Consider the following 21519-nt stretch of genomic DNA (forward strand, 5'->3'; position numbering starts at 1 on the left):
TTTAAAGAGCATTTCTGCGAGGACCCGGAGGCTTTCTCAGCAGCGCTGCGTTTTCAGCAGCAGAGAAGCGAGATTATCAACCGTTTTTTAAAACTCGTCAACAACTTTTTTAACTACTTCGTTGCGACGACTACGGTTTAATTTCGTATGCACTGGAGTCGATAAAACCGACTTCAACAGCACCGCTTCCCTTCTTCCCCCCGCGCTGCGTTTCCGTTAGCGCGAAAGAGGCGTGATTCTAAGCACCTGCCCCGGTCTCCGCAACCCCTTTTGTGAAATATTTTTGACGTGCTAGGCCGGGAGCCGCTGAACCGCCCTAGTGGTCATAGATAAGCGGCACGGCAAGAGCAGCCTCGGTCGCCCGTGAACCGCCCCGCCGCAGCGAACTCAACCTTCCGTCGATTACCGCCCAACCATCGCCCTCACCACGCCGTCCCGTCGAATCAGTCCGTGATACAGCGCCGCCGCGAAGTGCGCGAGGAACGTCAAGAAGAACAGATAGGCCAGCACGCGATGCGCGACCCGGAGCCAGGCGAACGCAACCGGATCAGCCGCAACGATCGCCGGCAACTGCACGCCGCCGCCCAAGGTCACCGGATACCCGCCAGCCGACAGCATCGCCCACCCGATCAGCGGCATCGCCAGCATCAGCGCATACAGCACCAGATGCGACCCATGCGCGGCAACCTTCTGCCACCAAGGCAAATCCTCAGGCAACGCCGGCGGCTTCGACGAAAGCCGCACGACGATTCGCACACACACCAGCACCAGCACGGCGATCCCCAGCGGCTTGTGCAACGCCACCAGGAAATCGTGCCGCCCGGAAACCGACGCCACCATCCCCACCCCGATGAACAGCATCGCGAGGATCATCGCGGCCATCACCCAATGCAGCAGCCTCGCCGGCAAGCCAAACGTCGTAGCAGCCTTCATCATCGTCCCTCCGCACTCAATCGCGCCGCGCCAGCCACGCCGGCCTCTTCACTTGTCCTGCGCAGATACGAATCCGCATAAGCCGCCGACCGCGCCGCCAGCAACGGATCCCCCGACACCTGAATCCCCTGCGGCAGCACCGTCGGGTCGTAATTCACGTCCCGGCACGGCCCGCTGTCCTGCGGCTCCACGCGATCGAGCACGAGCGTGCCCGCGTCGATCGTCATCCGCTGCGCAGGCCAGGTCTTCGTCGCGTCGTCCACCGGGTCGCCGGGTTCCGCCAGCGTGACGAGCAGCTTCCACTTCTGCGCGCCGTCCGCGATGCGCCGCGTCAGGTCCTGCTGCAGCACGTTCGGATCCGCGGCCGTCGCGACGTCCCCGGCGCCCGCCGTCTGCTCCGGCACGACGCGCCAACGCACCGCCTGGCGCTTGCCGGCCGCATCGACGAAGTAGAACGCGTTCAGCCCGTAATAGCTTTCGGTGACGTAGCTCGCGCTCGGCTTCGCACCCTTCACCCATGCGCGGAACGCAGCCGTCTCCGGATGCGCGCCGAAAAACGCCTTGACCTTCGCCGGATCGGGCTTGCCCGTCGCCGGATCCGGCCGGGTCGCCAGCAGCTGCGCGTAGAACGCCTTCGGCGTCGCCACCGGAAACACCGGCATCGCGTTCATCCCGGTCCGCCATTGCTGGCCGTCCGGTGCGGTGAGCTTCAGCGCGAGACTGCGGATCGGCACGCTGCTGTCGGGCGCATACGGATTCCCGCCCGGCAGCGCAAAGCGGCCGACCACCGGCGTGCGCACCGCCTTGAAGAACGGTGCGACCGAATACGCGCTAGCCGCGCCGTTGCCTTCGAAGTAGCCGGTCACGCAAACGCCCTTCGCGTGATTGCGCCGGAAACCCGGATGCTCGCCGCCGGCCGTCTGCAGCGCGTCGACGAGCCGGTGCGGGGTCAGACGCGCCGGCGCGAGCCAGCCGCCGACATACCCGAACGCCACGGCCACGCCGGCCACCGCGCCGCCGATCACGGCCCAGCGCCACCATCCGCGCCCAGGCTCGCGCGGCGGTGAAGAAGAGGATGATTGCTTCATGGATGCACTCCCGATCGTCAGATCATTGTCGAACGCGTGTAGGACGCCACCCGCGCCGCTTTATTCCATGAAGAAATTTTTCGTATGCTGACGGAATAAGCGGCGCCGACCGGCGTCCTACGCGGCATCTCCACGCTTATCGGCTCGCGCCCCCGGCCATGCCCTCAAACGCCCCCGACGACGACGCATTACGCGAACTCATCCCCAGGCTGCGACGCTTCGCGCTCTGGCTGGCACGTGATGTCCATGCGGCCGACGATCTCGTCCAGTCGACGCTCGAGCGTGCGCTGTCGCGCTGGGCGAGCCGCCGCGACGACGCGTCGCTGCGCAGCTGGCTCTTCACGATCCTTTACCGGCAGTTTCTCGACGGCAAACGCAGCGCGAAGCGCTATGCGTGGCTGCTCGGCCGCATTCGCGACGACGACGAAGCGCACTGGCCGTCCGCCGAACGCGAGGTGGCCGCGCGCGCGACGCTCGAAGCGTTCGGCCGTTTGTCCGACGAGCAGCGCAGCCTGCTGCTGCTCGTCGCGGTCGAGGGCTTCACGTACCGGGAAGTTGCCGACCTGCTCGACGTGCCGATCGGCACCGTGATGTCGCGACTCTCCCGCGCCCGCCAGGCGCTGCGCCAGCTCAGCGACGGCGAGCTTCCCGCTCCTTCTCTCCGTTTGATGAAATGAATACGCTCCGTCCCGACGAACACGATCTCCAGGCCTATGTCGACGGCCAACTCGACGACGATGCGCGCGCCGCGGTCGAGCGATATCTCGCGCTGCATCCGGAGAGCGCGGAACAGGTGCAGCACTGGCAGCAGGATGCGCAGCGGTTACGGGCCGCGCTCGAAGGCGTGCGGATGCCTGGCGAGAATCCTGCGCTGGATCCGGCGGCGATTCGTGCGAAGCGTGCGGAGCGCTCGCGGGTGCGGTTCGCGATGGCGGCGTCGTTCGTGTTCTGTATCGGGCTCGGGACGTTTGGCGGCTGGCAGGCGCGTGGATGGAACGCGGCGCCGCCGATTGCGCCGATGAGCGATGCGGTCGAGGCTTACCGGATGATGGTGGTCGATCAGGCCGCGAAGGTGGATTTCCGGCCGACGGGTGCGAAGGATTTGCAAACTTGGCTCACCCGGCGCGTGGGGGCATCGGCCAGGCTGCCGGATTTGAGTGCGGCGGGGTTCCGGCCGGTTGGCGGGCGGTTGTTTACGACGGATAGTGGGGCCACGGCCGCGATGGTGCTCTATGAGGACGACGCCGGGCGGACGCTGAGCTTCTATCTCCGGCCCGCGGAATCGAAACATCGGCTGCTGCCGGCCGGGCAACGCGTGGATGGGTCGTTGCTGGCGCGGTATGGGTCGGTGAATGGGCTCAACTTCGCGGTGGTCGGGCCTGTGGATAGTCTTGGTGAGCACGCGGTCGTGAGGGCGCTCGATCAGCAGATTTGAGCTGGACGATACGCTGTCGGTTGGTGGCCGTTGTGCGCTGACTGCGGTCCGTCCGATGCGGTTCGACAAGCCTGAAAGCACGCACGTTCACCGTTCGGGGCCACAGCGTTTAAATTCGCTTTTGTGGTGGTTGTCCACACCGCGAACCTCGTCGCGGTGCGTTCCCGGATGGGTAGACCCTCTTCGGTTCCGACGTCACAGGGTTTGGCGTCTTCTGGACGCAGGATATCCGCATCGGCCCCAGCGGCTCGGCATGCCGTCTCTGGTTGAATCACTCACCTTCGGCCCGCACAGCATTTCGAGTGTCTTTGGGTCGCGATATCCACATCGCCCTCGCCGAGCTGGTACACAGGATTTCGATTCGGCCGCTCACGGGTTGTTCGCATGCGCGTGAGCGCTTCGAATCAATGTGTTCCCGAGGGGGGCACACAGCGTTCCTGATTGTTTTGCGTGCCGGTTGTCCACACGCGACAATCGGGCGCCACGGCCGCACGGACTCCAGCGTCGTGTCGTCCGTCATGTCGTACGACGGTGGCGTGGTCGTCATAACGGACCTTGTGCAGCCGCATCGGTCATGAGCACCCACGACGCAGCCAGCAATATCGATCACCAGCATCTCATTGACGGGAGCCTTCATCGATCGCCGGGATCGAACTTCACGTTGAATCGCTCGCCCTTGAACCGACAACGATCCCGAACCCCGGCGATTCTACCGATACGAGCGTTCGAGCGGTCACCGGCTTCGGCTTCGCTTGATCCATCCACCGCACGCAGTGCATATCCCGCCCGGATCACAGTCGGCGGACTGTGCTTATCCAAAGGTGTTAACAGAGTTCGTATATATACGTAGTGATAGTTAACAAGCCCGCAGCCTCACAGTGGATAACTTCCGTAACGCCCTGAATTTTCAGCATGAAGTGGAATGCATAACCACAGGCGATGCACAGGAAAATCGCTGTGCATCACAGAACAACTTTCCGTCGATTCACAGTCGCGTCGACATATCCTCAATCGTTCCACTGTGAATCCAGAGGCTTGCCGGACGGTTATCCATAGCGCGCTGTGGATAAGTTGCAGCGCCAGTCCGCCCCGCTATCGAACCATGGCGATCAGATACAGCCCGCCGAGGATCATCGCGACGCCTCCCCATTGCGCATACGACACACGCTCGCCGAAGAACACGATTCCGGCCAGAAAGACGAGCACGAACGTAAGCGCGGTAAACGGATACACGACGGTGAGCCCGGTCTTGCTCAAAGCGAAGATCCAGAGCACCGTGCCTGCGCCGTAGCAGAGCAACCCCAGCGCGACCCACGCATTGATGAATTCAGTCAATGCATGGCGGCCGTCGGCACCGATCTTGAACGCGACCTGGCCGGTTGCCGCGAGGAACACGCCGGCCAGAATGAGCACGTAGACGGACAGTTTCACCGGTGTTCCTCGTGGCGCTTCAATTGGTTGGCGACCATCCGGCTCTTCAGCATGGCGATGCCGGTTTTCACGCGCACCGGCAGCCAGCGCAGCAGCAACTTGCGCGCCTTGTAGCCGGGCGGCGACACGTCCGGTATGCCCGAACGGCTGTCGACGCGGTGTTGTCCGATCGCGTCCGGCAGCCACTCCGCTTCGTCGGCGGCAGCGAAAAAGAGCAGGTTGTAGCGGTACCACGGCTCGATGCGCATGTCCGTGGCGATCATCGGCCGGACGAAATCGAACAGCTGGTAGCCGTGGCGCGCGAACAGGTCGCGCCAGAATTCGTAGCGCTGTTCGTTGATGTGGTTCTCGCCGCCCTGGCCAGGCACGGCGGCGGAAAACAGCACGCGCTTGCCGTGCCGGACGAGATTGTCGACGAGTGCCTCGCTGGATGCCTTTGGCACGTGCTCGCCGACTTCGAGGCACTGGACGAGATCGAACGATCGCCCGAGATCGAAGCGCTTCGAAATATCGGCCGGTACGAAATCGGCAGGGTCGACCATCAGCATCGAACGATCGACATAGTCGCCGTCGATGCCGGTGATGTCCTGCACGCCGAGCTGGCGATGCACGCTGAGCCATGCTCCGGCACCGCAACCGACGTCGAGGATACTCGCAGGCTTCAGCAGCGCGTTGACGCCGGGCAGCACGCCATGCGCCGACCGCGCCGATCCCTCGCGCTGGTATCGGTAGAAGATCTCGTCATACGAGCGCGGCGTATCGTCCGCGATGAATCCAGGTGACATCGCAATCTCCCGATGGTGCGATCGGTGCACGACGTGGCGCGACGCATCGCACCGCATGCGACGCAGTGCAATCAATCGCCTCGACAAGCCTGCTTCTCGTACACCGACCATTCGCCCGCCGTCTTCACGCGCACGACGCGACAGTCCGGATTGGCGAAAAACGTGTCCGGCAGCGGTGTCTCGGCGCGAACGAAGAAATACCGGTACAGGCGCCCTTGGTGCCGCTGCCAGTCGAAGTGCCGGTACAGCGGCAGCGGCGAGACGTCGGACGGCCCGACACCGGGCAGCCGGTCGAGCCGAAAGCGGACGATCTGCGGCGGGAACCGCGCGGCATTGAAATCGACGAATCCGCGGTGCTCGGCCTGATACCAGAGCGCGAAGTTCTCGTAGGCATACGGGTTGCCGGCAGCCGGGCTCGTCCTGTCGACGATGATCGCAAGGCCGCGCTGCGCGGGTTCGATTGCGTTGGCAATGACGTCGAAATCAGCGCTCTCGTCGGCGAAGCGCAGCGCGCGGACACCTTGCTGAACGATGAAACCGGCGCAGACCACGGCAAGGAGCAACTGCGTCATCAGCGCGAGCTGCGGCATTCGCCGGCCGGGTTCCATTGGTGCGGGCGCGCGGAACATCAGCGCATAAAACGGAAACAGGAACAGCGCAAAGCGCGGATACAGGAAAAACGTGTTGATCGCGAACAGCGGCACGGTAAACCAGACGATGGTCACGATGATTGCCGGTACATAGGCGGCGACCTGCCGGTTCGGTTTCGATGCCATCACGAACGGTGCGGCAGCGATCAGCAGGAATGCCAGCAGCGAACGGCTGTCGCCGGCGACACCCCACGGATAGAGCACGGCCGCGAACACGCGCACGACCGGGCTGATCCCCCACATCACGGTAAACGGATACATCGGCGTCAGATCGACGTCACGATGCAACGCCGCGTACAGCACGGTGACGGAGGCGAGGATCGCATACGGCCACGAGGCGAGCAGCACGCGCGGCAACATGCTGGTCGTGCGCAGGCGCACGAGCAGGAACAGCACGCCGATCGCGTTCGCGAATACGAAGAGTAGTCCGTGCGAGAAAAACAGCGCGAGATTCACGAGCACCAGCAGTGCGCCGCGGCGGGCTGTCGGCCGCCCGGCATAGTCGAGCGCGAGCGCCAGGAAGATCATCGCGACCGGTACGGCGACGAGGTACGAGTAGAAACCGAACTCGTATGCGAAGCCGAAGAATCCGGGCACGCACAGCCAGTCGAGGCGCGGGTCCGTACCGAGACGCCGGCGCAGCGCGAGGTACGCGGCGACGAAACCATAGAACGACAGGGTCAGCATGACCTTGAACGCAGCCGCGACGGGCATCACGAACGAAAGCAGCGCTGCCGCGCCATAGCCGAGCAGGTAGGGCGTAAACAGATTGATCCGCAGCAATGGCGCCCATGGCGACTGGCCGCGCAGCAGGTCGCGCAGCGTGGCGACCTGTGCCGCATGCTGCGGAAGATCGACCATCGGCGGGTGCGGCGCGAGCCAGAACAGCAGGCCGGCGGCGGCGACCGTCGCAACGAACAATGCGCGCAACGTGCGATCGGCTGTGCGATATGGCCACGCACGCGGCAAGCGGCCGCTTACCGTGCTGTCATCCATTGCACGAGCCCCCGCGTGAGAGACCGCCGCCAGCCTGGCACCGGGTCGTTGCGCGACAGGACCGATGGCCCGTCATAGCGTCTTCTCGACGATGAAGCGCGGGCGCTGCTTCGTCTCCGAATAGATCTTCGCGACATAGCCGCCGATTACGCCGAGGAACAGCAACTGCAGGCCGCCGAGAAAGTACATCGGGATCACGGTGGACGCCCAACCGGGCACCGAACGGTCGGTGAACAGCCGGATCGACAGCGCCCAGATGCCGAACACGGTCGAGGCCAGCGCGAGCAGCGCGCCAACGTACGCGCTCCATTGCAGCGGCTTCGTCGAAAACGACGCGACACCGTCCGACGCGAGCAGGATCATCCTCGCCAATGGGTACTTGCTTTCGCCGGCGAAGCGCGGCTGCCGGTCGTACCGGACGATCGCGGTACGGAAGCCCAGCAGCGGCACGATGCCGCGCAGGAACAGGTTGACCTCGCGGAAGCCGCGCAATTCTTCGATCGCCCGGCGGCTCATCAGGCGGAAGTCCGCGTGATCCGGCAAGATGTCGACGCCGAAGCGGCGCAGCAGCCGGTAGTAGCCGCGCGCGCTGACGCGCTTGAAGAAGCCGTCGCTGTCACGACGCTGCCGCACGCCGAATACGATCTCGGCGCCGGACTGGTATTCGCGCAGCATGCGCGGAATCGCGTCGAGGTCGTCCTGGAGATCGGCGTCGAGACTGATCAGCACGTCGCCGTTGACTCTCATGAGCCCGGCAAGCAATGCGTTCTGGTGCCCGTGGTTGCGCGACAGCTTGAGGCCGTGGATACGTGGATCAGCGGCATGGAAGCCTTCGATGAGGGACCAGGTCCGGTCGTGCGAACCGTCGTCGACGAAGGTCACGCCGCTCGCGCCGTCAATGATGCCGTCGCGGGTAAGCTGATCAAGCAGGATCGTGAGCCGGCGTACGGTTTCCGGCAACACGGCTTCTTCGTTGAAGCAGGGAATTACCAGATTGAGCGCGACCATACCCACCCCGATATCGTTACGCGTGCGTTGCGGTCTGCCGTCGTCACGAGGTGCTACTGGTTCATGCAAGGTGGCGCGCGGATCGTGCATCGCGCGCGCCTGTTCCCCGTGACCGGATCGGGCCGGTTCCTGCTCTTGATTGTCGTTCGCAACCCCCGGCCCCGGATTCGCGACGAATCCATTATGACGGAACGTACCCGGGCCCGGTGAGACGTCGCAGTGAGGATGAACCCGGATGCGATTGCGGTCTGCGCTCGAGCGCCGGACGATCCCCCAACGCATCCTCCCCGATTCAAAAAATTTTCACGAAGGGGCTTGCGCACCTCCAAAACCCTCTCTATAATTCGCGGCTTCTTAGGCTCGTAGCTCAGTTGGTTAGAGCACCACCTTGACATGGTGGGGGTCGTTGGTTCGAATCCAATCGAGCCTACCAACGAACAAAATGAAGGGGTCTGGCAGCTCGCATTGCCTACAGGCAATCCGGCTCGCCAACATACAAACGCCACGCGGCAACATCGCGTGGCGTTTTTCTTTTTGCGGCCGAAACTTCGCATGCGCGTGCCGATGCAGCGTGTGCGATCCACGCGCAACAAGCAGCCGGCAGCCGGCAAAGCAGAACGCAGAGCAGGGGAAGCGGGCGCAAAGCGCCCATCCGCCACCCCTCAATGCAGATGCCTCAACTTGTCAGGATTCCGCACGACATAGATCGCGACGACCTTCCCGCCCTCGATCTCGAGAGCCGTCGTCTGCAGCTCGCCATCCGCTTCCAGTGTGACGAACCCCGGCAGCCCGTTGACGAACCCCGCGCGCACGAGCTTCGACGCATGCGTGGCGAACAGCTCGGCGAGGTACGCGTGCAGCTTCATCACGCGCTCGAAGCCGAACACCGGCTTGCCCGCGGCCGTGCGCTTGCCGCCGCCGTCCGAATGCAGGCTCACGTCCTCGGCGAGCATCGCGCCGAGCGCGCGCATGTCGCCGCTGCGCGACGCCGCGAAAAACGCCTCGGCCAGCTCGATCCCGCGCTGCTTCTCGACATGAAACCTCGGCCGCGCCTCGCGCACATGCGTGCGCGCCCGCGCGGCGAGCTGTCGGCAGGCGGCCGGGTCGCGCTGGATCGTCGTCGCGATCTCGTCGAACGCGAGGCCGAACACGTCGTGCAGCAGGAACGCCGCACGTTCGAGCGGCGACAACCGTTCGAGCGCGAGCATCAGCGGCAGCGTGACGTCCTCCTGTTCATTTTCCTCGACGACCGGCTCGGGCAGCCACGGGCCGATGTAGGTCTCGCGCTGGTGCCGCGCGGACTTCAGCTGGTCGAGGCACATGCGCATCACCATGCGGCGCAGGAACGCCTCGGGCACGCGCACCTCGGTGCGATCGACGTCCATCCAGCGGATGAACGCCTCCTGCACCATGTCCTCGGCGTCCGCGACGGAACCGAGCATCCGGTACGCGACGCGCATCAGCGTCCGACGCAGCGGGTCGAAGCTCGCCGCTGCGTCGGCCCGGTCTGCGGCGCTGCCGGCGGCCGGATCGAGGTGGGTCATCACGCCACCATCTTCGCGGCAGCGGCCTTCGCCTCGGCGGGATCGATCCACAGCCCGAAGCCGACGGCCAGCCGGTTCCAGCCGTTGATCACGTTGATCATCACCGTGAGTTTCACCTGTTCCTCCTGGCTGAAGTGGTCGTTCAGCACCGCATACGCGGCCTCGTGCGCGCCATGGCCTTCTGAAAGCCGCGTGAGCGCGTCGGTCCAGCCGAGCGCCGCGCGTTCGCGGTCGGTGTAGCAGGGCGCTTCACGCCATGCGGCCAGCAGGTTGATGCGCTGCTCGGTCTCGCCTTGCTCGCGCGCCTCGACGGTGTGCATGTTAAGGCAGTTCGCGCACGCGTTGATTTGCGACGCGCGGATCTTGACCAACTCGATCAGTGTCGGCTCGAGGCTCCCGGCAGCGGCGACCGAGACGGCCATCCAGTTCTTCATCATTGCGGGCGCGGCGGCGAACGGATTGAGTTTCGCAGTCATGGTTCCTTCTCCTTTCGTGTGGGTTCCGGCGATATGACGAGCGAGCCCTGCGCGCCTGTGACATCGACGCAAAAAAATTTTCAAAAGCCGGGAAGCGCGCGAAGGGCAGAGCGGTTGAACGGCGGTGTCGAGGTCCGCGACACCGCCGCGCGGACCCGTGCCGATTTCGATTCCATGGCGCCGCTCGCGTGGCGAACCCGTGTCATCCGTTCTTTCATGACGCCGGTGTGGATGTCATGAGGCGTCGGCATGGCGAACCCGCGGGCATGCACATTGCGTTCACCCTCCGAGCCCCCCTCATGACGGGCATCGACGGTTCGTCACGCCGCCGCTCCGCGCATGGTCGATGCTTTCATTTTTCTTTCGCGCTCGTTTCACCCGAAATCCGATTCGCGACGTTCACATTTCTGGCCCATACTGTTCTGCACGGGTAGATGAAGTCACGCCGCACCAGCGGCCCGGCTCGCGCGCCGGCTGCCCGACGACGCAGCAATGAAGGTCGCACGTCAGCCGCGCGCATCCGAGCGCAAGGCTTTCCTTTTTCCGGCAACGCAACGCAGCGAATCGCGACGTGAACGGTAAACCGATGAGCCTCCTTGCATCCCAGCTTCAGCGCCGTTACCAGGACGTGCGCGCCCATAGCATCGCGTTGACCGCGACGCTGTCCGCCGAAGACCAGGCCGTGCAGTCGATGCCCGACGCGAGTCCCGTGAAATGGCATCTCGCGCATACGACCTGGTTCTTCGAAACCGTCGTACTGATGCGCCGCGTGCGCGGCTACGCGCCGTTCGACGACGCGTTCCAGTTCCTCTTCAATTCCTATTACGAAGCGCTCGGCCCGCGCCATCCGCGGCCGCAGCGCGGGCTGCTCACGCGTCCGTCGCTCGATGAGGTGCACGCGTACCGGCGGTACGTCGACGATGCGATGCTGCGCGCGCTCGACGGTGCCGATCCGGCGTTGCTCGCCACGATCGCGCCCGAGATCGAGCTCGGCCTGCATCACGAACAGCAGCATCAGGAACTGATCGTCACGGACATGCTGCATGCGTTCTCGTGCAACCCGCTCAAGCCCGCGTTCCGGCCGCGCAGCGGCGCCAATGCTCACGCCGGGCACGCCGCCCGGGCCGCGGGCGATGCCGGCCCGCTGCGCTGGCTGCATCAGCCGGGCGGGCTCGTCGAGATCGGCCACGATGGCGCCGCGTTCTCGTTCGACAACGAACGGCCGCGCCATACCGCGCTCGTGCGTCCGTGCGAGATCGCGAACCGTCTCGTGACGAATGCGGAATTCGCGGCCTTCATCGCGGACGGCGGCTATGTCCGCCCCGAATACTGGCTGTCCGACGGCTGGGCGACGGTGCAGCGGGAAGGGTGGCAAGGGCCCGCGTACTGGATTCCCGGCGACGACGGTGATCCGGCAGCCGCACACGCCTGGCGCGCGTTCGGCCTGCACGGTGTCGAGCCGCTCGCGCCCGATGCGCCCGTGTGTCACGTGAGCTTCTACGAAGCGGCGGCGTATGCGGAATGGGCCGGCACGCGCCTGCCGACGGAATTCGAATGGGAGGCCGCGTTCGGCGCGGATGGCATCGCGCAGATGCTCGGGCACGTATGGCAGTGGACGCGTTCGTCCTACGAGCCGTATCCGGGCTTTCGGCCGCTCGCAGGCGTCGCCGCGGAATACAACGGCAAGTTCATGGTCGGCCAGCAAGTCCTGCGCGGCAGCAGCATCGCGACCCCGCCGGGGCACGAACGGCCGACGTACCGCAATTTCTTTCCGCCGGCCGCGCGCTGGCAATTCACGGGAGTGCGACTTGCGCGAGACGTCTGATCTGACGGCCACGAGCGGTGGCCTGCAACCCGCCCGCGATGCGCGGCCGAGCGCGTTCGAGCGCGACCTGATCGACGGGCTGTCGCGCACGCCGCGCAGCATTCCGCCGAAATACTTCTACGATGCGGCCGGCTCCGCGCTGTTCGATCGCATCTGCGAACTGCCGGAGTATTACCCGACGCGTACCGAACTCGGGATCCTGCGCGATCGCGCGGCCGAGATCGTGCGGCGCGTCGGCCCGCATGCGGACATCGTCGAATTCGGCGCGGGCTCGCTCGAGAAGATCCGCGTGCTGCTCGACGCGTGCGCGGACAACTATGCGAACGCGCCGGCGCGCTACGTGCCGATCGACATCTCGGCCGACTACCTGCACGGCGCGGCCGCGCGGCTGCGTGCCGCGTATCCGTGGCTCGACGTCGCGCCGCTCGCGGCCGACTACACGAAGGCCGAGCAGCTGGCCGAGCTGACCGGCACGCCACGCCGGCGCATCGGCTTCTTTCCCGGCTCGACGATCGGCAACTTCTCGCCGGAGGAAGCCGATACGTTCCTGCGCGACGCCGCGCGGCTGTTGCGCGGCGGCGGCCTGCTGGTCGGGGCGGATCTCGTGAAGGACGAACGCACGCTGCATCACGCGTACAACGACGCGCAGGGCGTGACCGCCCAGTTCAACCTGAACCTGCTCGCCCGCGCGAACGCGGAGCTCGGCGCGGATTTCGATCTCGACGCGTTCTCGCATTGCGCGTTCTACGACCGTGAGCTGCAGCGCATCGAGATGCATCTCGTCAGCGATATCGCGCAGACGGTGCACGTGCGCGGCCACGCGTTCCGCTTCGAGGCCGGCGAACGCATCCACACGGAGAACTCGTACAAGTTCACGATCGACGGCTTCCAGGCGATCGCGCGGCGTGCGGGCTTCGAGCCCGACACCGTGTGGACCGACGCGGACCAGCTGTTCAGCGTGCACTGGCTGCGCAGCGTCGACGATATCCGCGCGTAACGTCGTCGCGAGTCGTCGCGATCCGCTCGCACGGCGTGCGCGCGGGACGCGTGCGGTCTGCGTCGCCGGCCCGCGCGCCGGCAAAATTTCCCGACTCTCCCGATTCGATGCGTCGTTGCAACGGCGTGTCGAATCGCTCGTCACCCTTGTCCCGTAAGGCTTCGCGCCCCTCCGTAAACGTCCGTTACCGGTCTCGCATACCGGTTTCACCTGTGTCCGCCCGTGGTGCCTAGACTCCGAACCGTAGTCACATGACGCACGACACGTGCAGGGAGTCGCGAAATGAGCAAGAAACTTATTCTCGGTGCAGTTCTCGGCGTAGCGGCGCTGGCAGCTTCGGGCATCGCATCGGCCCACGTCGACCTGGCGGTCGGCATCGGCGTGCCGGGCGTCTATGCGGCGCCGGCGCCGGTCTACGTCGCGCCGCCGCCGGTGACGTACGCGCCGGTTGGCTACTATCGCGATGACGACTGGCGTGAGCGTCAATGGCGCGAACACGAATGGCGCCGTCGTGAATGGCGCGAGCACGAGTGGCGCGAGCGCGGCTGGCGTGACGGCGACGGCTGGCGCGGCCGCTGGAACTGAACCGGGCAACCGGTTCATGAGGACACCGAGCACGACGACGAGAGGAGTGTGATCGCATGATGCCCATTCGACACATCAGGTATAGCGCGGCGGCCGCCGTCGTCGCGCTCGCAACGATCGGCAGCGCGCACGCGGCGGGCTGCATGAAGGGCGCGGTGGTGGGCGGCGTCGCCGGCCACTACGCGGGACATCACGCCGTGGTCGGCGCGGTCGGCGGCTGTATCGTAGGCCGCCACATGGCGAAGAAACACGAGCAGGAACTGGCCGCGCAGCGCAAGGCCGCAGCGCAGGGCGTGCAGCCGGCGCAGTAAGCGTAGCCACCGGCGGAACGGCGCGATCGCGCCGTCTCCGCCTTTCATTTCCCTTGTCGGGTGGCGGCCGACCGGCCGGTTCATCAAGCGTGCCGAACGCCGGCGGATCGATCCGACGAAACCGCGCCGCGCGCGCCGTTACGATCATTTACAACGCCGCGCCGCACGAAGCGCGCGCGTACCTAGAATGCAGTCACTCGAACGCGCTCCAGGGAGCAAACAATGAAAACGCAACGATATCTGTCCGTGCTCGCAGCTGCGCTGCTCGCACTCAGCGCCGTTTCCGCGCAAGCGGCGGGCGGCGGCAATGGTGGTGGCGGTGGTGGTGGCAACGGCGGCGGCCATGGTGCCGGCGGGATGGGCGGCATGGGTGCCAATGCGGGCGGCATGTCCGCCGGCCACATGAGCGGTGAAGCGCTGAGCAACTCGAACGGCATGCACGCGGGCGACCGCGACAAGGGCCTGTCGCGCGCAGCCGATCGCTCCGATTCGATCGCCGATCGTGCCGGCGCGCAGCCGGGCAGCGGTCACGGGCGCTCGCACGGGCATACCGCGCATGCATCGAAGTCCACGCGCCACGCGCATCGGAACGCATTCGGCCACACGCTGTAAGCGCGGCGCACGCATGCGGAAGAAGGGCGCTTCGGCGCCCTTTTTCATTGCCAGCGGGCCAAGGGGCGCTGCGGTGTGTCGCGTTGCTCGTCGCGCATCGACCCCGATTTGCAACCAGCCGTAACCGCACGCACGAACGCGCCAGAATACGAACCGCTTTCACGCGAATGACAGGCGGATTCGCTCCCTCATACGCGAGCATCGCGGCAGCGCCGCGGCCCGCGTCATGAAAAAAGGGCGGCTCGTCGCCGCCCTTTGTTTCAGCGTCCCGCGCCCGCCAGCGGCGCGACGGCTGCAACAGGCTCGAACAACGCGTCGGCCTGCCTGACGCGCACGAACCGCGCGGCCGCTCCGCCGTCCACCAGCGCCCGGAAATGCGCTTCGCCGCACGCGAGCTTCGCGCGCTCGTGCTCGCTCGTCACGTCGCCGTCGGCATTCGGCGTATCGACGACGAAGTACAGCCGCTCGCCGCCATCCTGCTCCGCGAGCACCGCCCAGTCGGGGTGATAGCTGCCGAGCGGCGTCGGCACGCGGAACCATGCGGGCAGCTTCGCGTACAGCTTCACGCCGTCGTGCGCTTCCAGCGCATCGGCGAACGCGCGCTCGGCGTCGGTCTCGCACACGACGGCCTCGTGGATCGACTTCCGCGCATCCGGCCGCAGGTTGCGCAGATAACCGGTCAGCGCCTCGCTCTCGAACGACTCGAGCGCATGCACGTGGCGTTCGCCGAGCTTCCGGTACGCGATGCCGGCAACCAGCGCGAGCCGCTTGCAGCGGTTGATCGCATCGGCGGCCAGCGCGATGAACTGCTGCGGATTCACGCGGAAATCGTCGAGCCGGCCGCTGTCGGCCAGGATCGTCGCGAGCGAGCGGCGCGTGAGCTGCGTGCGGTCCTGCAGTTCGGTGAGCAGGTCGGGCAGCGGCAGCTCGCCTTCGTCGATCAGCACCGTGCCGGCGCCGGCCACCTCGATCGCCTCGATGCCGGCCTTGCCGATGTCGATCTCGGCCTTGCGCCACTGCAGCCGCGCGCGCGCGATGTCCGGCGCGTCGCGCAGCGCGGCCGTGCAGTCGCGCACGAGCTTCGCGTTGTCGAACTCGACGCTGTACACGGTGCGATGGCGGATGCGGTCCCACAGCGCGCGGAAGTCGTCGCCGAACACGACGGCCTTGCCCGACGCGTCGCGCCGCAACGCGATCGCGCGCCGCTCGTCCGCATTGCGCACCGCGAAGCGGCCCGACAGCTTGCGCAGCGTCGCGACGATCGGCGCGCGCAGCGTCTCGAACGCCGCGGGCAGCACGAGCGCGCTCTGGCGCAGCGCATCCTTCAGCCGGTCGAGCACCTTGCCCTGCGCGTCGACGTAGCCCTGCTCGTGCAGATGGGTCCACAGCACGCGCGACAGCTCGATGCCGAGCGCATGCGCGGGCCCGTCGCCTTCCTGCACCGGCAGCGCCGCGAACTGGTGTTCCTCGACGATCCCGAAACGGATGCCCGTATCGGCCTCGATTTCCTTCTGCAGGTTCTCGGCGAACGACTCGTAGCGCTCGGTCGCGATCACGGTGAGCGTGTTTACGCCCGGATCGCGCACGCGTTCGCCGTCCTGGTCGACGGCGAGGCGCAGCCCGCGGCCGAGCGTCTGGCGACGCTCGCGCTCGGTCTGGATGTCGCGCAGCGTGCAGATCTGGAACACGTTCGGGTTGTCCCAGCCTTCCTTCAGCGCCGAGTGCGAGAAGATGAACTTCAGCGGCGTGTCGAACGACAGCAGCGCTTCCTTCTCGCGCATGATGAGGCCGTACGCGCGCTCCGCGTTCTCGCGGGCCGCGGCGCTGCTTTCGCTCGTGTCGGTCCAGCCGCCCTTGCGGTCGATCGAGAAGTAGCCGTTGTGCGCGCGCTCGACTTCGAGCGCGACGTCGACGCCGTCGAACAGCGCACGATAGGCCGGCACACGCGCCGCGCGCGCATATTCCTCTTCGAAGATCAGCGCGTAGTCGCCCTTCACCGGCATCCCGTTCTCGTCGTAGCGGCGATAGCGTTCGACCGAATCGACGAAGAACAGCGACAGCACCTTCACGCCGCGCTCGGCCAGGCGCAATTCCTTGTCGAGATGCTCGCGGATCGTGCGGCGGATCATCTCGCGCTGCACGGCGAGCGTGTCGATGTCGCCGAACGCCTCGCCGAGCGACAGGAACGCCTCGCCTTCCGGATGGCGCAGCTCGACGTACTCGGCGCCCTTCACCGCATGCACTTCACCGATCCGCAGCCCCGCGTACAACGCGCGCCTGGTCAGGCGCTCGAGATCGTCGCCGTCGGTGGCCGTCACGATCTGGCGCTTCACGCCGGCCGCGGTCGCGACGTCGAGCTCGATGCGCGCGCTGATCGCGCCGCGCCGGTTCGACACGCCGACGAGCCGCACGTAAGGCTTGTTGTGCGCATCCTCGACGATCGCCGACGCGATCTCGATCTGCTTGACGAGCTTGCGTTCGTACGCGTCGACCGCATCGAGCCGGTACACCATGTGGTGACGGTCGACGTGCGTGGCCGAATAGCGCAGCGTGCAGAGCGGCGCCATCGCGGCGAGCGCTTCGCGCCCGCGCCCCTCGAGCCCGCCGTCGACGCTTTGCGGCTCGTCGACGATCACGATCGGCCGCGTCGCGCGGATCAGGTCGATCGGCTTCTCGCCGCCGGTCTTCTCGCTGTCTTTATAGAGGTTGTTGATCTCTTTCTTGTTGATCGCGGCGACCGTCATCACCATGATCTGGATCGCCGCGCTCGCCGCGAAGTGGCGCACCTGGCCGAGCTTCGCGGAGTCGTACAGGAAGTAGTCGTACGGCACGCCCGCGTACAGCGCGCGGAAATGATCCTCGGTGATCGAGAGCGTCTTGTGCACGCCTTCCTTGATCGCGATCGACGGCACGACGATCACGAACTTCGTGAAGCCGTAGCGGCGGTTCAGCTCGAAGATCGTGCGCAGGTACACGTAGGTCTTGCCGGTGCCGGTCTCCATCTCGACGGTGAAGTCGCGCGAGCCGGGCTGGCCGGACGGCGGCAGCCCGCCGCGCAGCTGGACGTCGGCGAGGTTGCGCGCGAGCGCGTCGTCGGTCAGCGACAGCCGGTTGCCGACGCCTTGCTCCGACACCGCGAAACCGAGCGAGCCTTGCGCCGCGGCCGTCGTGCCGGGCGCGGCGTTCGCGAGCACGCTGAAGTCGCCGCGATACGATTCCTGGCCGCGAAACAGGTCGCAGACGGCGTCGATCGCCTCGCGCTGGTAGTCGAGATCCGCTTCGAAATGCAGCCGCATCACAGGCTCCGCACGCGCTTCACGCCGTGCTGTTCGAGCAGCGCGGCGAGATTGAGCTTCGCGACGTCGTCGACGAAGCCGCTGTCGCGGAACAGGCACGTGACGTCGCGCGTGGCACCCGTCGCGTCGAGCAGCTCGACGATGCCGTCGGCGAGCGGGCCCGCGTCGTCGCGCGCGACGCGCGCGTCGAAGCACGCGACGATCGAGCGGCCGATCAGGTGCACGGTCTTGCCCGCGACCGGGTGATGCTCGACCGGCGTGCACAGATCGAGGCCGAGCTTCAACGTGAGTTCGGCGAGCAGGTCGTCCTCGCTGCGGCCGGTCTTCACGTGCTCGACGGAGGCGAACAGCGCGTGGTCGAAGTCGTCGCGGCGCGGATCCCATTCGATCACGTTGGTCGTATCGAGCCGGTACACGCGGAAACCGAGGTCGCCATAGCTTTCCGGGAAGTCGCGCGCGACCTGCTGCGCTGCGCGGCGCAGGCGTTCCTTCGTGATTTCCGCGAGCGTCAGCGGCTTCTTCAGCTTCGCGCAGAAATCGGCGGCCGCGAGCTGTGTCTTGTCGCGGCGGTCGAGCGCCTCGGGCAGCTGTACGAGGATGTAGCGGCGCGCGCCGCCGTCGGTCGCGTTCACCTGCATCACCGCGTGGCCGGTCGAGCCGGAGCCGGCGAAGCAGTCGAGCACGATGTCGTCGCCGCGCGTGCACCAGCCGATCACGGCCGCCGCGAAATCGACCGGCTTCGGCTGGTCGAACGGGATGCCGAGCGTCTTCAGCAGCGCGTCGTCGGAGCCGGCGAACGGCAGCACCGACGGCACGTTCTCGTACATGTTCTCGTCGAGGTAGTAGATCCGCTGCGGCTGCGTGGTTTCATCCGGACCGAATTCGATCTGGCCGCGCTCGATCAGCGCCTGCATCGTCGCGGGCGGGTTGCGCCAGCCGCGCGCCGGCATCGCGCACGGCTTGCCGGTGACCGGGTGGATCAGCGGCGTGAAATACTCGTCCGGTGCCTTCTTCTTGTTCGGCCACGCCATCGACACGAGGCGGTACACGCGCCCGTCGGCCGACAGCCGGTCGTACATCACCTCGCCGCCCGACAGGTTGGTCTGCGCCTTCATCCACGCGCGGTAGGCCTTTTGCGCGTCCTTCGCGTTGCCGCTGCGGTACACCGCGTCGTGCGCGGCATCCAGCATGCGCTGCGCGTTGCGCTTCGGGCGCTTCAGCGGCGCTTGCTCGAGCAGCGTCTCGGCGTTGCGCGCGAACAGCACCAGCGATTCGTGCTGGTACGCGACGCCGCGCGCATCGCCCTTCGGGTTGCGCTTGTCCCACACGGCGACGCCGAGCTCGTTCTCCTCGCCGAAGATCTCGCGCAGCATCAGCACGAGCGCATGCACCTCGTGCTCGTCGATGTGCACGGCAATCAGCCCTTCGTCCGACAGAAGCGCGTGCGCGAGCTTCAGGCGCGGATACATCATGTTCAGCCAGTCGGTGTGGAACCGGCCGTTCGCCTCGGTGTTGGTGCTGCGCTTTACGCCGCCTTCGGTCTGGCCCGTCATCGCCAGGTAGTGGCGGATGCTGTCGCTGAAGTCGTCCGGATAGACGAAATCGCTGCCGGTGTTGTACGGCGGGTCGATGTAGACGAGCTTCACCTTGCCCGCGTAGCTCTTGTGCAGCAGCTTCATCACGTCGAGGTTGTCGCCCTCGATCACGAGGTGGCGCGTGTCGTCCCATGCGACGCTGTCGGCAGGGCACGGACGCAGCGTGCCCGTCGACGGCGTGAGCGCGGCCTGGCGCGCGCTGCGCTTGCCGTGCCAGTGGAAGCCGTAGCGCTCGTCGGCGTCGCCGACGGTGCGCTCGCCGACCAGCGCCTTGAGCACGTCGACGTCGACCGACGCGCCGTCCGGGCCTTCGGTCACGAGTTCGGGGAACAGCGCCTTCAGGCGCGCGACGTTATCGGCGGTGAAATCCGTCGACATCGCCTGCGGGCTCGCCGCATCGAGTTTCTGCATCGTTTTTTCCATCGGAGCCCGGCCGCGTGCGCCAGGACGTCGGGCGCACTCACGGCACCGGCGGCAATGGCCACCCGGGCAAACCCGAAACGCTAGCGAGTCGGTCGGCGCAGGTCAAGCACCGATGTGAGGCGATCGTGCGCGCATCGGCCGCGATCGCCCGCCCGACGGGCCGCAAGCGGCTTCGGGCCGGTGGTCGCGGCGGCGGCCGACCGGCGTTCCCCGGGGGCGCTGCGCGGGCCAAAAGCGACGAAAAAAAGGCGAAAAAAAGGGCACGGTCAGCGCGATGCGCCGCCGTGCCAGCATGGAGAATCCCGGATGGAGGGTGTGGCGGAGCCCGGCGGGCCCCGCCCGGATGACCGGCCCTCGGGTCAGAAGCGCGTGCGGATGCCCGACGTCAGTTCGAGCTGGTTCTTCGCGCCGAACGTCGACGACACCTTGTAGCCGCCATGCAGCTTCATGTAGTCGCCGGCCAGATACACCTCGGTGCGCTTGCTCAGGTGGTAGAACACCGACCCATAGATCGTCTCCTTGAAGCCGTTGCCGACGCCGTTGGTCAGGCTGAACGCGCCGAGGTTCGCGTTCGGCGTGAAGCCGTCGGCGTTGTACGCGGCGTTCTTGATGCGCATCTGTTGATAGCCGAGCTCGTAGTCGAGCGCGCCCTTCGGCGCGATCTTCATCGACACGGTCCACGAATCGTCGTGGCGCTGGCCGAGCGCGCCCTGGTCGCCGTTGTAGCGGAAGTAGCCGGCGTTCAGGCGCACGATGCTGAACGCGTAGTCGCCGCCGACCGAGAACGTCTGGTTCCTGAAGCCGTTGTGGTTCACGTGGTTGTAGAAGCCCGACACGGCGAACGGCCCGCCGTTGTAGCCGAGCGCGACCTGGTATGCGGAGCCGGTCGCGAACGAGGTCGAGTTGCTGAACTGGTAGCCGGCGCTCGCGAAGATACCGTTGCTGAACAGCTTCTTCCACGCGACGCCGTTGTTGTAGCGCGTGCCGGTCGGGCCGGCCGCGTAGAAGATCATCTGCTTGAAGTTGTTCGAGTTGGTCCAGCCGCCTTCCTCGGTCGTCAGCTTCGCGGAGCCGTACGCGTCGCCGTAGATCGCCGACGCGTCGCGCGCGATCGTATTCTGGAAGCCGGCCGTCAGCTTGCCGAAGCGCTCGTCCTCGACGCCGACCCAGGCGTCACGGTCGAAGATCTGGCCCTCGTCTTCCATCTGGCCGTTCGCGACCACGAATTCGCTTTCGAGGCGGAAGATGATCTTCGTGCCGCCACCGATGTCCTCGGCGCCTTTCAGGCCCCAGCGGCTGCCGCTGAACCACGGCTCGCCTTCGTTGCCCATGCCGATCACATGGTTGCCGTTGGCGTCGGCGTGGGTCCGGTAGGTCGGAAAGCTCAGGTCCATCAGGCCGTAAAGCTGCACGCTCGACTGCGCCTGCGCCTGGGTGCCGGCGCACAGGCCTGCCGCCGCGATGGAAAGGGCAAGGGTTTTTCGTTTCAAGATCGTCTCCTCCGAGCTGCCGCATTGAAATCTGTTTGT

General features: G+C 66.2%; 18 protein-coding genes and 1 tRNA gene. 8 read left to right on the plus strand and 11 right to left on the minus strand.

Annotated features, from left to right (window positions below; all coding sequences use genetic code 11):
* Positions 1 to 402: 402 nt before the first annotated feature.
* Both DIE17_RS06520 and DIE17_RS06525 read right to left on the minus strand, forming a co-directional pair.
* Complete coding sequence (locus tag DIE17_RS06520) at positions 403 to 936, minus strand: cytochrome b (protein WP_124486767.1); 534 nt, start codon at positions 934 to 936, stop codon at positions 403 to 405.
* Positions 933 to 2021 (minus strand): catalase family peroxidase, encoded by a 1089-nt coding sequence (locus DIE17_RS06525; protein ID WP_124486768.1) that lies wholly within the window; start codon positions 2019 to 2021, stop codon positions 933 to 935. Before DIE17_RS06525 ends, DIE17_RS06520 begins: the two co-directional genes overlap by 4 nt.
* Positions 2022 to 2179: 158 nt before the next feature.
* Here DIE17_RS06525 and DIE17_RS06530 point away from each other — a divergent pair, with 158 nt between their 5' ends.
* The gene (locus DIE17_RS06530) at positions 2180 to 2698 is read left to right on the plus strand and encodes a sigma-70 family RNA polymerase sigma factor (protein ID WP_124520413.1); all 519 of its coding nucleotides are present in this window, start codon (positions 2180 to 2182) and stop codon (positions 2696 to 2698) included.
* Positions 2695 to 3456 carry an anti-sigma factor gene (locus DIE17_RS06535; protein WP_124520415.1) on the plus strand — a complete coding sequence of 254 codons (762 nt, stop codon included), beginning with the start codon at positions 2695 to 2697 and terminating at the stop codon, positions 3454 to 3456. The genes DIE17_RS06530 and DIE17_RS06535 overlap by 4 nt, the downstream gene beginning before the upstream one ends.
* A 1092-nt stretch (positions 3457 to 4548) precedes the next feature.
* Here DIE17_RS06535 and DIE17_RS06540 read toward each other — a convergent pair.
* The 4 genes from DIE17_RS06540 to DIE17_RS06555 form a co-directional block, all read right to left on the minus strand.
* Complete coding sequence (locus tag DIE17_RS06540) at positions 4549 to 4887, minus strand: EamA family transporter (protein WP_124486771.1); 339 nt, start codon at positions 4885 to 4887, stop codon at positions 4549 to 4551.
* Positions 4884 to 5672 carry a bifunctional 2-polyprenyl-6-hydroxyphenol methylase/3-demethylubiquinol 3-O-methyltransferase UbiG gene (locus DIE17_RS06545; protein WP_124486772.1) on the minus strand — a complete coding sequence of 263 codons (789 nt, stop codon included), beginning with the start codon at positions 5670 to 5672 and terminating at the stop codon, positions 4884 to 4886. The genes DIE17_RS06540 and DIE17_RS06545 overlap by 4 nt, the downstream gene beginning before the upstream one ends.
* A gap of 71 nt (positions 5673 to 5743) precedes the next feature.
* Positions 5744 to 7252, minus strand: coding sequence for a hypothetical protein (locus DIE17_RS06550; protein WP_260426248.1), 1509 nt, complete (start codon positions 7250 to 7252; stop codon positions 5744 to 5746).
* 138 nt (positions 7253 to 7390) lie between these two features.
* Positions 7391 to 8326 (minus strand): glycosyltransferase family 2 protein, encoded by a 936-nt coding sequence (locus DIE17_RS06555; RefSeq protein WP_044845175.1) that lies wholly within the window; start codon positions 8324 to 8326, stop codon positions 7391 to 7393.
* A gap of 356 nt (positions 8327 to 8682) precedes the next feature.
* On the opposite strand from DIE17_RS06555, the gene DIE17_RS06560 reads away from it, so the two are divergent.
* Positions 8683 to 8759 (plus strand) — tRNA-Val (locus tag DIE17_RS06560).
* 229 nt (positions 8760 to 8988) lie between these two features.
* On the opposite strand, the gene DIE17_RS06565 is transcribed toward DIE17_RS06560, so the two are convergent.
* Together DIE17_RS06565 and DIE17_RS06570 are read right to left on the minus strand one after the other, a co-directional pair.
* On the minus strand, positions 8989 to 9870 hold the full coding sequence (locus tag DIE17_RS06565) for a sigma-70 family RNA polymerase sigma factor (protein ID WP_124520425.1): 882 nt from the start codon (positions 9868 to 9870) through the stop codon (positions 8989 to 8991).
* Entirely contained in the window at positions 9870 to 10346 is a 477-nt protein-coding gene (locus DIE17_RS06570; RefSeq protein WP_124520419.1) for a carboxymuconolactone decarboxylase family protein, read from the minus strand. Before DIE17_RS06570 ends, DIE17_RS06565 begins: the two co-directional genes overlap by 1 nt.
* A 586-nt stretch (positions 10347 to 10932) precedes the next feature.
* On the opposite strand from DIE17_RS06570, the gene egtB reads away from it, so the two are divergent.
* The 5 genes from egtB (at position 10933) to DIE17_RS37305 (ending at position 14676) form a co-directional block, all read left to right on the plus strand.
* Positions 10933 to 12171 carry an ergothioneine biosynthesis protein EgtB gene (gene egtB / locus DIE17_RS06575; protein WP_124520421.1) on the plus strand — a complete coding sequence of 413 codons (1239 nt, stop codon included), beginning with the start codon at positions 10933 to 10935 and terminating at the stop codon, positions 12169 to 12171.
* The gene (gene egtD / locus DIE17_RS06580; RefSeq protein ID WP_124520423.1) at positions 12155 to 13168 is read left to right on the plus strand and encodes an L-histidine N(alpha)-methyltransferase; all 1014 of its coding nucleotides are present in this window, start codon (positions 12155 to 12157) and stop codon (positions 13166 to 13168) included. Before egtB ends, egtD begins: the two co-directional genes overlap by 17 nt.
* A gap of 282 nt (positions 13169 to 13450) precedes the next feature.
* Complete coding sequence (locus DIE17_RS06585) at positions 13451 to 13753, plus strand: hypothetical protein (RefSeq protein WP_124486778.1); 303 nt, start codon at positions 13451 to 13453, stop codon at positions 13751 to 13753.
* A 56-nt stretch (positions 13754 to 13809) separates the two neighbouring features.
* Positions 13810 to 14064: a glycine zipper 2TM domain protein gene (locus DIE17_RS06590; RefSeq protein WP_044845180.1), complete on the plus strand. Its 255-nt coding sequence runs from the start codon at positions 13810 to 13812 to the stop codon at positions 14062 to 14064.
* 222 nt (positions 14065 to 14286) lie between these two features.
* Entirely contained in the window at positions 14287 to 14676 is a 390-nt protein-coding gene (locus tag DIE17_RS37305) for a hypothetical protein (RefSeq protein ID WP_185500352.1), read from the plus strand.
* Positions 14677 to 14936: 260 nt separating this feature from the next.
* Here DIE17_RS37305 and DIE17_RS06605 read toward each other — a convergent pair whose 3' ends face one another.
* The 3 genes from DIE17_RS06605 to DIE17_RS06615 all read right to left on the minus strand — a co-directional run bounded on the left by DIE17_RS06605 (position 14937) and on the right by DIE17_RS06615 (position 21480).
* Positions 14937 to 17972: a type III restriction-modification system endonuclease gene (locus DIE17_RS06605; RefSeq protein WP_124486780.1), complete on the minus strand. Its 3036-nt coding sequence runs from the start codon at positions 17970 to 17972 to the stop codon at positions 14937 to 14939.
* Positions 17972 to 19990, minus strand: a complete 2019-nt coding sequence (locus DIE17_RS06610; protein ID WP_124520427.1) for a site-specific DNA-methyltransferase — start codon at positions 19988 to 19990, stop codon at positions 17972 to 17974. The genes DIE17_RS06605 and DIE17_RS06610 overlap by 1 nt, the downstream gene beginning before the upstream one ends.
* Positions 19991 to 20349: 359 nt before the next feature.
* Complete coding sequence (locus DIE17_RS06615; protein WP_124486784.1) at positions 20350 to 21480, minus strand: porin; 1131 nt, start codon at positions 21478 to 21480, stop codon at positions 20350 to 20352.
* Positions 21481 to 21519 lie beyond the last annotated feature (39 nt).

The sequence above is a fragment of the Burkholderia sp. Bp9099 genome, from assembly GCF_003857805.1.
Taxonomy (GTDB): Bacteria; Pseudomonadota; Gammaproteobacteria; order Burkholderiales; family Burkholderiaceae; genus Burkholderia.